At 31.5% G+C, this 13,396-nt stretch carries 15 protein-coding genes; 10 read left to right on the forward strand and 5 right to left on the reverse strand.

The features are described from left to right. Position 1 precedes the first annotated feature (1 nt). The 10 genes from SJY43_RS01200 (at position 2) to SJY43_RS01245 (ending at position 8,629) form a co-directional block, all read left to right on the forward strand. Positions 2-676, forward strand: coding sequence for an ABC transporter ATP-binding protein (locus SJY43_RS01200; RefSeq protein ID WP_396602026.1), 675 nt, complete (start codon positions 2-4; stop codon positions 674-676). 108 nt (positions 677-784) lie between these two features. Beyond that, a complete protein-coding gene (locus tag SJY43_RS01205; protein WP_396602027.1) occupies positions 785-1,237 on the forward strand; it encodes a hypothetical protein in 453 nt (150 codons plus the stop codon). 6 nt (positions 1,238-1,243) lie between these two features. Then, positions 1,244-1,456: a hypothetical protein gene (locus tag SJY43_RS01210; protein WP_396602028.1), complete on the forward strand. Its 213-nt coding sequence runs from the start codon at positions 1,244-1,246 to the stop codon at positions 1,454-1,456. Continuing rightward, complete coding sequence (locus SJY43_RS01215; RefSeq protein ID WP_396602029.1) at positions 1,457-2,353, forward strand: DnaJ C-terminal domain-containing protein; 897 nt, start codon at positions 1,457-1,459, stop codon at positions 2,351-2,353. A gap of 2 nt (positions 2,354-2,355) precedes the next feature. Next, positions 2,356-2,652, forward strand: coding sequence for a chaperone modulator CbpM (locus SJY43_RS01220; protein ID WP_396602030.1), 297 nt, complete (start codon positions 2,356-2,358; stop codon positions 2,650-2,652). A 12-nt stretch (positions 2,653-2,664) separates the two neighbouring features. Next, positions 2,665-3,570, forward strand: coding sequence for a mechanosensitive ion channel family protein (locus SJY43_RS01225; protein ID WP_396602031.1), 906 nt, complete (start codon positions 2,665-2,667; stop codon positions 3,568-3,570). A 39-nt stretch (positions 3,571-3,609) separates the two neighbouring features. Continuing rightward, complete coding sequence (locus SJY43_RS01230; RefSeq protein WP_396602032.1) at positions 3,610-5,592, forward strand: heavy metal translocating P-type ATPase; 1,983 nt, start codon at positions 3,610-3,612, stop codon at positions 5,590-5,592. 56 nt (positions 5,593-5,648) lie between these two features. Next, the gene (locus SJY43_RS01235) at positions 5,649-6,233 is read left to right on the forward strand and encodes a CDP-alcohol phosphatidyltransferase family protein (RefSeq protein ID WP_396602033.1); all 585 of its coding nucleotides are present in this window, start codon (positions 5,649-5,651) and stop codon (positions 6,231-6,233) included. Positions 6,234-6,273: 40 nt separating this feature from the next. Next, positions 6,274-7,467: a metallophosphoesterase gene (locus tag SJY43_RS01240; RefSeq protein ID WP_396602034.1), complete on the forward strand. Its 1,194-nt coding sequence runs from the start codon at positions 6,274-6,276 to the stop codon at positions 7,465-7,467. 64 nt (positions 7,468-7,531) lie between these two features. After that, positions 7,532-8,629: a DUF6544 family protein gene (locus SJY43_RS01245; RefSeq protein WP_396602035.1), complete on the forward strand. Its 1,098-nt coding sequence runs from the start codon at positions 7,532-7,534 to the stop codon at positions 8,627-8,629. Positions 8,630-9,213: 584 nt separating this feature from the next. Here the strand turns inward: SJY43_RS01245 and SJY43_RS01250 are convergent. The 5 genes from SJY43_RS01250 to SJY43_RS01270 form a co-directional block, all read right to left on the reverse strand. Continuing rightward, positions 9,214-10,173, reverse strand: a complete 960-nt coding sequence (locus SJY43_RS01250; protein ID WP_396602036.1) for a sugar phosphate isomerase/epimerase family protein — start codon at positions 10,171-10,173, stop codon at positions 9,214-9,216. Between the two features lie 65 nt (positions 10,174-10,238). After that, entirely contained in the window at positions 10,239-10,886 is a 648-nt protein-coding gene (dhaL, locus tag SJY43_RS01255) for a dihydroxyacetone kinase subunit DhaL (RefSeq protein WP_396602037.1), read from the reverse strand. A gap of 61 nt (positions 10,887-10,947) precedes the next feature. Next, complete coding sequence (locus tag SJY43_RS01260) at positions 10,948-11,958, reverse strand: dihydroxyacetone kinase subunit DhaK (RefSeq protein ID WP_396602038.1); 1,011 nt, start codon at positions 11,956-11,958, stop codon at positions 10,948-10,950. A gap of 68 nt (positions 11,959-12,026) precedes the next feature. Then, positions 12,027-12,482: an RpiB/LacA/LacB family sugar-phosphate isomerase gene (locus SJY43_RS01265; protein WP_396602039.1), complete on the reverse strand. Its 456-nt coding sequence runs from the start codon at positions 12,480-12,482 to the stop codon at positions 12,027-12,029. Between the two features lie 36 nt (positions 12,483-12,518). Continuing rightward, positions 12,519-13,385 carry a sugar phosphate isomerase/epimerase family protein gene (locus tag SJY43_RS01270; RefSeq protein ID WP_396602040.1) on the reverse strand — a complete coding sequence of 289 codons (867 nt, stop codon included), beginning with the start codon at positions 13,383-13,385 and terminating at the stop codon, positions 12,519-12,521. Positions 13,386-13,396 lie beyond the last annotated feature (11 nt).

Genomic DNA, 13,396 nt, shown 5'->3' on the forward strand with positions numbered 1-13,396 from the left:
CATGAGTATTGTATTAGAAGCAAAACATATTAATAAATACTTTAGGAAACCTATAGAATTCCATGTTTTAAAAGATGTTAGTTTTCAAATAAAAAAAGGAGAATTTGCATCTATTATGGGAAAATCTGGATGCGGAAAATCAACTTTGCTTTATATCCTTTCTACAATGGATACCGATTATGAAGGCGAGCTTTTTTTAAACAATACCTTAATTACAAATCAAACCAGAGACCACCTTTCATATATTAGAAATAAACATATTGGTTTTGTATTTCAATTTCATTATTTGTTATCTGAATTTACAGTTCTTGAAAATGTTATGCTGCCAGCAAAAAAATTAGCTGAAAAATCACATCAAGAAATAGAATACGATGCCTACGAAAAGCTAAAAATGCTTAATATAGATCATCTAGCAAAAAAACGTGCATCTCGCGTCTCTGGAGGTGAAAAACAACGAATCGCAATTGCTCGAGCCCTAATTAACAATCCATCTATTATTTTAGGTGATGAGCCTACAGGGAATTTAGACAGTCACAATGCCGAAAACGTCTTTAATATTTTCAAGCAACTAAGTGAAGAGAAAGGTTTATCGCTTTTAATTGTAACACATGATGAAGATTTTGCTAATAAAACGGATAGAATTATTCAAATGGGCGATGGTAAAATAATCACATAACAGGATTTTCAACCTTCATTTTAAAAAATCAACAAGACTGATATTCATCATTTCAGATGAGCTGTTTTAAAATTATTTTTAATAATTAACTTTTAAATACAGCATAGCATGGATGATTTTAGAAATAGACCTAAAGAAAATTTTATACAAGAAGCTAACTGGAATGAACTTTATCTTTTAACAGAAAGCTGGAAAAACGATTTAGATTTTTATTTGTTTGAAATAAAATTTATGGAATCTCTAATTGAAAACCGTTTTTCTGAACTCCTACTATTTGAAAACTTAGATGAATTAAGAGAGTTACAAATTGATGTTTACGAATTAAAAAACCAATGCGAACATTTACTTAATAACAGTAAAAATAATCTAGAAAGTATTGTCGACATTATTAATGACACCTATATTCTTAACACATCAAGGTTTAGATCTGAAAATGAGCAACTTGAAGAAAATATTATACATTTTATAAATAAAGAAAGAGAAATTAAAAGATGCATTTTTAGTATGATTAAAAACATACTTGAAAAGAAAAAGGAAAAAAACTCATGGATGTTTAATTAAAATAAAATGTCGCAATTACATAACATAGAAAATCAGATAGTTAAGCTTACATCCTTAATAGAAACTAAGTACCCAGAACTGTACCAATTTTTAGAAGAAACCCCTGTAACGATGCCAGCTGTTAATCATCCAGATATTAACACAAAAATTATGAAAGACTATCTAGAAAGTTTAAAGCAGTTGTTAAAACATCATATTGAAACCCATAAATCTAAATAAATGGCATTCATAGATTATTATAAAATATTAGAAATATCTAAAGGTGCTTCTGAAAAAGACATAAAAAAAGCCTACCGTAAATTAGCACGTAAATATCACCCAGATTTAAATCCGAATGATAAAACTGCTGAAAAAAAATTCAAAGAAATTAATGAGGCAAATGAAGTTTTAAGCAATCCAGAAAACCGGAAGAAATACGACCAATATGGTGAGCATTGGCAAAACGCCGAAGCATACGAAAAAGCAAAACAACAGCAACATTATCAAGGAAGTTATCAAGGTGGTCGTCCAGATGCATCGGGTAGTTATTCAGAAGAAGACTTTTCAGATTTTTTCGAAAACATGTTTGGTGGCGCATCTTCTCAAGCTCGTGGCAGACAAGTTAAATTTAGAGGGCAAGATTTTAATGCCGAATTACAACTAGACTTAAAAGATGTTTACACCACACATAAACGCACTTTAACAGTTAACAATAAAAACATTAGGATTACTATCCCTGCGGGTATTGAAAACGGTCAAATCATAAAAATTAAAGGCCATGGAGGCCAAGGAGTTAATGGTGGACCAAATGGCGACTTACTCATTCAATTTTCAATTGCTAACCATTCAAAATTCAAAAGAGATAAAGACAATCTATATGTAAACGTAGATTTAGATTTATATACGGCTTTACTAGGAGGAGAAATCATGGTCGACACATTTAAAGGCAAAGTAAAACTGAAAATAAAACCAGAAACCCAAAATGGTACAAAAGTAAAACTTAAAGGTAAAGGCTTCCCTAAATATAAAAAAGAAGGACAGTTTGGTGATTTATATATCACGTATCAAATAGCTCTACCTACCAAACTTTCTTCTGAAGAAAAAGCTCTAATAGAACAATTACAAAAATTGCGTTAATAATGGACACAAAAGATTTAATACCAATACAAATAATTTGCAAACGTTATAACGTGCCTATTTCTTTTATAAATACGCTTCAAGAATTTCAGCTTATAGAAATTATTCCTGCAAAAGAAGATTTATTTATTCATACCAAACAAATAAAAGAAGTTGAAAAAATGATTCGTTTACACTATGATTTAGACATAAACTTAGAAGGTGTAGATGCTATTTATAATTTACTAAAACAAGTAGAATCTTTAAAACAAGAAATAAATAGTTTACATAATAGGTTACGCTTTTTCGAAGATTCTTAAACACAACCTAATATGGAACAAATAAAAACTTGGCTTACTGAAAACCCAACATTATTTAGTGTTTTTAAATACGCTTTCCTGGTATCATTTGTTCTTATCTTAATTCAAATTATTAGGCGTTTTTTAAGAAAACAGGTTTCTGATACTTCAGCACGATACAAATCCCAAAAGAGCATAGAAATTATAGGGTATATTATTTTAATATTTTTATCCTTCTCTTATTTTACAGGTAGCATTAAAGATTTCACTCTTATTATTGGTCTATTTACTGCGGGTATTGCGTTTACACTTCAAGAACTTATTTTAAGCATTGCTGGATCACTATATATTTTTATTGTAAAAGTGTATAAACCTGGTGATAGAATTGAAATAAACAGCATTAAAGGCGATGTTATAGATGTTGATAGTATTTATACCACCATGATGGAAATTGGAGAATGGGTTAATAGTGATAATTATACTGGGCGCATTGTGAAACTGAGTAATGCTTTTGTGTTTAAAGGTGCCATTTATAACTACTCCAAAGACTTCCCTTTTATATGGGATACATTAGATTTACCCATTAGGTATGGATCTGATATGGAGTTAACAAAATCTATAATTATTAAAATAGCTTCAGAAACACTTTCTGAATACACATCCAATTCAAAAGCACAATGGAAAGCTGTGGTTAATAAATATTATATTGAAGATGCCATTGTAGAACCTACTTTAGCTATTACACTAACCGATAATTGGATTCAATTTAACCTAAGATATATTGTTGATTATAAAAAGAGACGTAATACAAGACATCTGTTACATGATAAAATCCATAAAGCAATTGAAAAAACAAATGGTAAAGTAATTTTAGCATCTTCGACTTTTGAACTTATTAAAATACCAGAAATTAAAGTAAATGTTAAACCAAAAACCTAACAGCTTTTAAATGACTTAAATAAACTTTAAATTTAACCGATGGAAGTTATAATAACAGATGATAAAGAAGAGACTAATGAGCATATGCATAGCTCTCAAGAGAAAACCGAACTTTATTTTGCTATGTTATGCGGTATCTTTTTAGTAATCGGTTTTCTTATTCAAAAATTCACAAATTTCAATAACACATTCTTTCTATCAAGCTATATTTTTTCTTATTTTTTTGGAGGATATTTCATAACTATAGACGCCTATAAAAAAATCATTAAAGGTGGTTTCGATATCGATTTCTTAATGATTGCTGCTGCTGCGGGAGCTTTCTACATCGATAAATGGGCTGAAGGCTCCCTACTATTATTTCTTTTCAGTTTAGGACATGCATTAGAGCATTTCGCCATGAACAAAGCTAAAAAATCTATTGAAGCTTTAAGTACACTTTCTCCAAAAACAGCACTAATAAAAAGAAATGAAATTCTAGAAGAAATACTAATTACAGATCTTAAAATAAATGATATTATTGTAGTAAAACCTAATACTAAAATTGCTGCCGACGGTGTAATTATTAGAGGAAGAAGCAGTATAAATCAAGCGCCAATAACAGGAGAAAGTATTCCTGTAGATAAATTTTTTATTGAAAGCACCTTCAATTTACCTGCGTTTAAAGACATAGACAAGAATCATGTTGTTTTTACAGGAACGATTAATGGTGATAGTAGTATAGAAGTTTTAGTGCTTAAACTAAGCAAAGATTCTACAGTTTCCAGATTAATTAAAATGGTTAGCGAAGTAGAAACTCAAAAATCCCCAACACAACGGGTAACCAAAACATTCGAAAAATGGTATGTTCCAATCGTTATACTTGTCGTGTTCTTATTATGCTTTGCTTATGTATTTGTTGATGAGAGTTTTAACCAAAGTTTATATCGAGCCATAACCGTTCTAGTCGCTGCTAGTCCTTGCGCTTTAGCTATTTCTACACCTAGCGCGGTGCTTAGCGGTATTGCAAGAGCAGCACAAAAAGGTGTACTAATTAAAGGTGGAAAAGCACTAGAAGATTTAGGAGAAATAACCACAATAGCCTTCGATAAAACCGGAACGCTAACTGAAGGGAAACCAAAGCTTACACATGTAATTCCTCTAAATAATTGTGATGAAAAGGCGTTTGTGGAACTAGTGCTAGAAGTAGAAAATTTAAGTAACCATCCACTTGCAAAAGCAATAGTAAATGATATTAAAATTAAATACCAAATTAAAGCTAAAAACAAAGCCTCGAAAGTTAATGCCATTCAAGGAAAAGGAATGTCTGCGGTTTATAATAATGAAGTGGTACTTATTGGAAATACTAAATTAATAGAAGATTCGGGCATTACCATAAACGACATAGTTAAATCTAAAATGGAGTCCCTTTTAAAACATGGACATACCGTAATGATCGTAGCTTATAAAAGTGAAATTTTAGGATTAATAAGCGTTATGGATATACCAAGAAAAACAGCTGCAGGTACACTTAAGCATTTAAAAAGTATAGGTATAAAACACATGGTTATGCTTACTGGCGACCACCAAAATGTTGGAAATGCTATTGCTAAACAAATTGGGTTAACCGGCGTTAAAGGAAACTTATTACCAGAAGACAAAGTTACCGAAATAAAAAAATTAATTAAAAGAGATAAAAAAATAGCTATGGTTGGCGATGGTGTAAATGATGCTCCGGCTATGGCATTGAGTACAGTTAGCGTTGCTATGGGGGCGGCAGGAAGCGATGTCGCTTTAGAAACAGCAGATATCGCTTTAATGTCTGATAAAATTGAAAACCTACCATTTGTAATAGGATTAAGCAGAGCATCAAAACGGATAATAAAACAAAATATTTGGATAAGTTTAGGTGTTGTTGTTTTACTTGTTCCAGTTACTGTTTTAGGGCTAACTAATATAGGCTTGGCCGTTCTTTTCCATGAGGGTTCGACTATAGTTGTTGTAATTAATGCATTAAGACTTCTTCGTTTTAATTTGAATAACTGATATGCCTCATTTTAAACTCAAAGTATACTTTCTATTTTTATTGAAAAGTATAATCAATGCTCACATTTAAAAACTATAATATTGCTGATTGGTTTTCGTTTTACCGCATATTTGCGGCTCCTTTTTTACTGCTTTTTATTTGGTTAGATTTTCAGTTAATCTTCACATGGCTTCTATTGGTTAGCTACTCGACAGATGCTATTGATGGTTTTTTGGCTAGAAGATTAAAAATAACAAGCCCTAGAGGTTCTCAGCTTGATTCTTTCGGGGATCAAATAACTCTAATTATTGGACTAATTGGTTTGTTTTATTTTGAAACAGACTTTATTAAAACAAATCTCATTTTAATTCTTATAGCCTTTGTACCTTATATTATACAAATGTTAATTGCATATTTCAAATATGGAAAAGCGACAGCATTTCACACGTATTTGGCAAAACTGTCTGCAGTTCTTCAAAGTTTGTTTATTCTATGGTCCCTTTTTTTTTCTCCAGAATATATATTATTCTACTTTATGATTATAATTGGATTATTAGAAACCTTCGAAGAAATAACACTTATTTACATGTATGATAATTGGTCATCAGATGTAAAGGGTATTTATTGGGCCTTAAGAGACAAACGACGATTAAAAAATTAAATAAAAGTATGCCATGCGAACGTTTTCCTTATTTTCAATTATGCTATTATGCTTAGCCATATTATTAATAGATATTGCAGCTTTCTATGGGTTACAATCTATTACAAATTTAATACCTTCAGAAGCACTAAAAACCACAATAAATATTTTATTTTGGACATTTACCATTGGCTTAATAACAGCTATTATTGTTTTAAAAATAACGCTTGATAATATTAACCCGAGGCGTAAACATTTACTAATCTCATCATTATATGGTCTTACGGTTTCATCTTTTATTCCCAAAATACTCTTTGTTGTAATAATTTCAATTCTGTTCTTTAGTAACGCTATCATTTCAGATAAAGAATCCATAATTATTATTCCCATATTAGGTTTACTATCAGGTTTCTTGCCCTTTTTCATGATTATATATGCCATATTTAAAGCCGTATACCATTTTAAAATTCATCGCCATAAACTAGAGTTTACAAATTTACCAAAGTCCTTTGATGGCTTAAAAATTGTTCAAATATCCGATTTGCATTTAGGAAGTTTTAATTACAGATATAAAGTTTTAGAAAAAGCCATAAAGATTATAAATGATTTGCAAGCAGACCTTATTTTTTTCACAGGAGATTTAGTTAACAACTACGCTTGGGAACTTATAGGCTGGGATAAAGTATTAAGAAAACTAACTGCAAAAAAAGGTAAATATGCTGTTTTAGGAAACCATGATTATGGCGATTATAGCCAATGGAATACTGCTGAAGAAAAAGAAGAAAACATAAACAAAATCAAGCAGTTTTATAAGGATATTGATTTTGAATTATTATTAAATGAATCTGGAATTTTAAAAACTAATAACGAGAGTATTGCCATAATTGGTGTCGAAAATTGGGGAAACCCTCCATTTAAACAATATGGGGATTTACAATTATCCTTAAAACAAGTTGCTAATATTCAATTTAAAATTCTATTATCTCACGATCCTACACATTGGGAAGAAGAAGTAAAAGACAAGACAGATATTACATTAACACTTGCAGGCCACACACATGGTATGCAAGCTGCTTTTCAATATAAAAAATTTCAATGGAGTCCTATAAAATATAAGTTTAAACATTGGGCAGGTTTGTATAAACACAACAAACAATTTTTATATGTAAATAGAGGTTTAGGTTGGTTAGGATTTCCTGCTAGAATTGGTATGCGTCCAGAAATTACATTTCTAGAATTAAAAACCAAAATGTAACTGACCTACATCATAATTAGTAACGTATAAATAAAATAACTTAGCTTAAAGCATAATAAGATAAATGAAATATGTATTTACAATACTTGTTATAATCCATGGCCTTATTCACTTACTTGGCTATACAAAAGCTTTTTTTGAAACCGATATTAGTAAACAATTAGTGGGTGTTTCAAAACCTGTAGGCTCAATATGGCTAGTTACTTTTATTATGTTTATGGTTGTGGTAATACAATTTCTAAATGGTAAAAAATGGTTTTATCTTGGCTTTGTTGGCGTATTAGTATCTCAAATTCTAATTATTCTAACCTGGCAAGATGCTCGATTTGGTACAATTCCTAATATTGTTATTTTTTTAGTAGGTATAGTTGCTATTGCGACATATAGGTTTAATACTATGGTTGAAAGGGAATCAAATCAAATACTGCAGAATACAAAAACTGATAATCCTACAATAATTTCAAAAAAAGATATTGCTTATTTACCTGAAATTGTACAAAAATGGATGATTAATTCACGTATTATAGGAAAACCAATAGTAAAAACCGTACGATTAAAACAATTAGGAACCTTACGAACTAAACAAAATAGTAAATGGATGCCTTTTAAAGCAACGCAATACTTTAATACTATAACCCCTTCTTTTGTATGGCAAACAAAAGTTTTTGCAATGCCTTTAATTAATTTATTGGGTAGAGATAAGTTTAAAAATAATAAAGGAGAAATGCTCATTAAATTTGCCGGACTTGTTCCTGTAGTTAAAGAATATGATAATCCTGAAATAAACTCTAGTGCAATGCTTAGATATTTGGCTGAAATATGTTGGTTTCCCTCTGCTACTTTAAATAAATATTTGAGTTGGAAAACTATAAATGCTAGTTCTACTAAAGCAACTTTTACTTATAAAAATCAATCGGTTTCTGGTGTTTTTTCATTCAATAATAAAGGAGATTTTATTTCATTTGAAACAATGCGATATTACAGTAATAATAAAAATTCTCAATCAGAAAAATGGCTTATTACAATAAATGATTACAAAGTATTTCATGATATAAAAATTCCCTCTCAATGCAAAATTACTTGGAAATTAAAAGATGGTGACTTTAATTGGTTAAACCTAGAGGTTATAAGTATAGATTATAATTGTACAGAAACATACTAAAACCTTTATATTAATCTTTTTTCTGCTTAGTTTAATAACGTTTTTATTTCGTTTTTTTATAGGTCTGTCTCAATCGACATTTCATTCTCGTTAATCAATATTTTATTAGTTTCATTTTCAGCATCGCTATGATAGTTAAGACTTTAGTAAAACGCGGTATTTTCTACATAGGGATTAAATCACTTTTAAATAAGCTCTATAATACCTTTTGCAGTATCGATAAAACTTACCAAATGCAGTACTTTGATCTTACTATCTAGACATTTTATGAAATTAGTATCAATTATTTCAGTCGGACATTTATGGAATCTTTGAACGAAATGCACAAGCATTTACCGCTTGAAAAAGCCGTTGTTGCTAGTATAAATTTGGTGTTAGATAAATGGTCACTTTACTACCAAATTATCTGTACTTTCGTTTAAATAAAGGTTTTTTTAAAAATATAAACATAAAAAAAAGGTTTAGACAAAAACCTAAACCGTTTTTTTATAAAATTTTAATCTTAGTAGAGTAACTGAAACATAACTCTAACTATTGATATTCGGGTTTTCCAATAAAAACCTTAAGTGTCTATTAAAAATTTTCTAAATTCTATAAATACCTTTGTTTACAAGTTTCATTAAACCATTAAAATCTTCATTTTTCATCATTTGTAAAATTTCTTCAGCGTTAAGAGATTTTGCCAAATTATAAGCTCCTAAAGTTATTTCTGAATGACGGTTGAAAAAATCTAAAATATCAAAAATTCGAGGTGAGGCATCTGTTGTAAAGTACTTATCGTAATTATACTGTTGTGCCCAAAACATTAATTCTACATAGTGAAGAAAATGACGACTTGCACCAAGTAAATCCCAATCTGCTTTCGAATCATTATCATTAGTATGTATATACGCATCAAATCCACTTTCATAAATAGTAACAAGAGATTGAGCAGGGTTTTCTGCACTTTGAAGTGAGTGACCGAAATCCAATGTAATGCCGGTATTTTTATTACCAACTTCTTTAAGCAATAGCAAAGCTTTTGCCGTAGAATCTAACTGACAATGAACTCGAGTTTCGGAGTATTTAGGCTCAACAAAAAGAGGTATTTCAGGTAAATAATCAGAAGCTTCACCAATGGTTTCTACCATTGAATTCCAAGCTTTTTTATAGTCTATCTGAAAAAGTAAATCATAGCCATCTGAAAGCGGGCAACATGTTACATGAGGTGCGCCAACAGCTTTTGCAAAATCTTTAGCCTTTTTAATCATGGCAACCGCACGGTCTCGAATAGCCTTATCTGGACGACTCAAAGCTCCTGCTACCCATTCGGTCTCCTTTTTTATATTTACGTTTATGGCTCCAAAGTTTAATTGAAATTCCTTCATTAATTTAAGGGTTTCTTCGGGTGTGCCGTTTTCGTATGGATACACCATCTCTACACCATCAAAACCATCAATCTTAGATACGATTTCCAATTTTTCTCTTGTACTTGCCGGACTCTGATATTCTGAAAAACGATCTTGGGTTTTTCCAAGAAAGCCTATTATAACGCCTTGTTTCATTTTATGTTCTTTAAAAAATGTTATTTAATTAATTCTATTGTAGATTTTTAGTGAATACCTTAAAATCAAGATTTGTTTAGTAGCTCTTTAGCACCATTACCCATGGCCTCCAGAATAAGACAACATGATGTGGCCCCTGCATCCAATACACCTCGAGAACGCTCTCCTAATCGACTAGCGCGACCTAATTTAGCAACCATATCTTTTGTTGAATCTCGCCCCTCTATTGCTGCGGCTTTCATTGCTTCAATTGCATTTTCAAACGATTGTCCTTCATTTCTAGATATATTATATGCAGTAATAGCTGGCACAAGCGTATCAATTAAAGTTTTGTCTCCTGTTTTTGCTGGTGAAATAGAAGTGATTGCTTGATAACCAGATTCTAATGCTTCACCAAAATCGTTTATATCTATTTCTTCTTTTTTATCAAGGGATAGTGCCATTGCTTTAAAAAATTTACCATAAAGGGGTCCCATTGACCCGCCAATTTTTAGTATTAAAATTTTAGAAAGCACTTTTAAGCCATATGCCAAATTACCTGATGTTTCGTCTAAAGATTCACGACACATAGTAAACCCTTTATTCATATTAATTCCATGGTCTCCATCACCAATTAATCCATCAATATCGCTTAAATACTGTTTATTTTCTTGAATGGCTAAAATTATTTTATCTACAATTAGAGCGCCATCTGTATTTTTAAATTTATTCATTTTATATTATTTTCAGCTTCAATTTTTTTCAACAAAAACCAATTGATTTATTTAATACTATTTATGTTGTTCTTTGAAATTGACGCATGCCTACAGAATCACATTCAAAATCCATACATTCTTTTAACTCATCATCAAGTTTCATTAAAGTAAGAGTTGCCCCAGACATTTCTAAAGAAGTAAAATAATTACCTACATAACTAATATAAACACTAATGCCTTTTTCTTTTAATATGCGTTTTACGTCGTTAAATAATATATACAGTTCTATAGCGGGAGTAGAACCTAGCCCAGAGACAAGAATAGCAACTTCATCTCCACTCTCAAAAGGTAAATCGGGAATAACCACATGACACATTCTTTCTGCAACTTTTGCTGCAGGTTCTAAATCTACAACTTCAATACCTGGTTCTCCATGGTGCCCTATTCCTATTTCCATTTTACCTTCTGGAATCTTGAAATTTGAATGCCCTACTTCGGGTATTGTACATGGGCTTAACCCAACTCCCATACTACGTGTATTATTAATTGCTTTTTGAGAGGCTGCAATGACCTCATCTAAAGATGCCCCCATAGCTGCTTTAGCCCCACCAACTTTCCACATAAAAACTTCTCCTGCGACTCCTCTACGTCTATCTTCTTCACCTTTTGGTGCAGAAGGAACATCATCATTGGCTACTACAGTTTTAACTTGAATACCTTCGTCTTCGAGTTCTTCTATCGCCATTGCTACATTCATGTTATCTCCAGCGTAATTCCCATAAAGAATAGCGACTCCCTTACCTGCATCGGCAGCCTTGGCTGCGTCGTAAAACATTTGTGCTGGAGGAGATGAAAAAAGTTTTCCGCAAGCTACGGCATCTACCATATTACGCCCCACATAACCTACAAATGCGGGTTTATGCCCCGATCCGCCACCTGTAACAATGGCTACTTTACCTTGAATTGGAGCATTTTTATATTTTATAACACGCTCATTTTCGGTTGGACTAACCAAATCTGAATGCGCTTCTAAATAAGCTTCTAGCATTTCATCTACTACTTTAGACGGATCGTTTATAAACTTTTGCATAATGTTGTTTTTATATTTAAAACCAAGTTTTTTAAATCGGCTATTAATTTTTTTGACTAATCCCTATTTTACGGGTGAAACGAATCCTTTTCAAGATCTCGCATTTGCTGAACTTTAGAGGTAGAACCTCCTCCTTGAAATTCTGATGTTAACCAAGCATCAATTACAGTTTTAGCTAACTCAGGACCAATAACGCGTTCTCCCATTGTAATAATTTGAGCATCGTTACTTTTTCTAATTCTTTCAGCAGAGAATACATCATGGCAAGTTCCTGCAAAAATACCTTCAACCTTATTTGCAATCATAGCCATACCTAAACCTGTACCACAAATAAGAATACCTCTATCAAATTCTTTTTCTTTTAGTTTTACAGCCAAATTGTATCCAATTTCTGGATACAGAGACCCTTCTTTAGAGTTACCGTAACCTAAGTCGGTTACATCAACTCCTTTTGCTTTTAAATGATCTACCAATACCTTTTTAAGATTTACTGCAGCATCATCACAATCTATAGCTACTTTCATTTTATTTTATGTTAAATATATTATTGATTTAAAAAATTATCTCAAGGTTAATTCCGGAAGAATTTTACCTAAATATTTAAGACTCTCTTCTACCCACATATCTGGATTCTCAACAAATCCGCCACTAGCTTCACTTCCCATTTCTATTCCTGCAACACATGGTTCTCCTAGTTTAGCACAATTTTCTTCTATCCCTAATTCAATCACCTTATCAACGTAAGCCTTAAAGTCTACAACTCCAGTACCTAAAATACTGTTAGTATGATCGAAAGATTCGGTTTCACTTAGATGCACATGTAACAGTCTTTCTTTAAATTTTTCTAATTGATTAGGTTCTTCTCTTGTTATAGCTAAATGACCAACATCAACATTTGGATATAAATTAGGCATATTTATATCTTCCATAGCTTGAGCTAATTTGTAGGTATTATTGCATATAAAATAGACGTGAGGATCTAACTCTATACCTACCAGCATGTCTTCTTTTTGACAATACTCAGCAAATCTACCTACATTTTCAACCATATATCCCCATGATTTATATGGGCTGGTACCTAATTCGTATAAGCCACCTCCCCAACAAACTAACAACTGTCTTCCGCCTAATTCTTTTTGGAATTCGGCACATGCTTTCATATAATCGAACACAGCATCTCTTTTTCTAAAATCTGGATGAGCAGTATCTTTAGTTGCAACCAAAAGCATTTGTGTATTTACAAGTCCCTCTCCTTTGGCTATACGAACGACTTCTTTCTTTTGTTCTGCTGTCATGGTTAAAGGATTCCCTTTTCTTATGCCTGCATACTCAATATATTTAAAACCAAATTTGGCTGCACTTCGTAATGATTCTTCTGGCCCCTTATCGCCTACTTCGTAAACTAAGGTATTTAATGCTAAATTCATTATTAATATTT

Origin of the sequence: Algibacter sp. R77976, from assembly GCF_044594645.1 — a bacterium.
GTDB lineage: Bacteria > Bacteroidota > Bacteroidia > Flavobacteriales > Flavobacteriaceae > Algibacter_B.

Coding starts and splice junctions, on each gene's coding strand:
- SJY43_RS01270 (WP_396602040.1), bottom strand. CDS start 13,385: ATGAATTTAGCATTAAATACCTTAGTTTACGAAGTAGGCGATAAGGGG.
- SJY43_RS01235 (WP_396602033.1), top strand. CDS start 5,649: ATGCTCACATTTAAAAACTATAATATTGCTGATTGGTTTTCGTTTTAC.
- SJY43_RS01215 (WP_396602029.1), top strand. CDS start 1,457: ATGGCATTCATAGATTATTATAAAATATTAGAAATATCTAAAGGTGCT.
- SJY43_RS01265 (WP_396602039.1), bottom strand. CDS start 12,482: ATGAAAGTAGCTATAGATTGTGATGATGCTGCAGTAAATCTTAAAAAG.
- SJY43_RS01220 (WP_396602030.1), top strand. CDS start 2,356: ATGGACACAAAAGATTTAATACCAATACAAATAATTTGCAAACGTTAT.
- SJY43_RS01200 (WP_396602026.1), top strand. CDS start 2: ATGAGTATTGTATTAGAAGCAAAACATATTAATAAATACTTTAGGAAA.
- dhaL (WP_396602037.1), bottom strand. CDS start 10,886: ATGAATAAATTTAAAAATACAGATGGCGCTCTAATTGTAGATAAAATA.
- SJY43_RS01250 (WP_396602036.1), bottom strand. CDS start 10,173: ATGAAACAAGGCGTTATAATAGGCTTTCTTGGAAAAACCCAAGATCGT.
- SJY43_RS01245 (WP_396602035.1), top strand. CDS start 7,532: ATGAAATATGTATTTACAATACTTGTTATAATCCATGGCCTTATTCAC.
- SJY43_RS01210 (WP_396602028.1), top strand. CDS start 1,244: ATGTCGCAATTACATAACATAGAAAATCAGATAGTTAAGCTTACATCC.
- SJY43_RS01230 (WP_396602032.1), top strand. CDS start 3,610: ATGGAAGTTATAATAACAGATGATAAAGAAGAGACTAATGAGCATATG.
- SJY43_RS01205 (WP_396602027.1), top strand. CDS start 785: ATGGATGATTTTAGAAATAGACCTAAAGAAAATTTTATACAAGAAGCT.
- SJY43_RS01260 (WP_396602038.1), bottom strand. CDS start 11,958: ATGCAAAAGTTTATAAACGATCCGTCTAAAGTAGTAGATGAAATGCTA.
- SJY43_RS01225 (WP_396602031.1), top strand. CDS start 2,665: ATGGAACAAATAAAAACTTGGCTTACTGAAAACCCAACATTATTTAGT.
- SJY43_RS01240 (WP_396602034.1), top strand. CDS start 6,274: ATGCTATTATGCTTAGCCATATTATTAATAGATATTGCAGCTTTCTAT.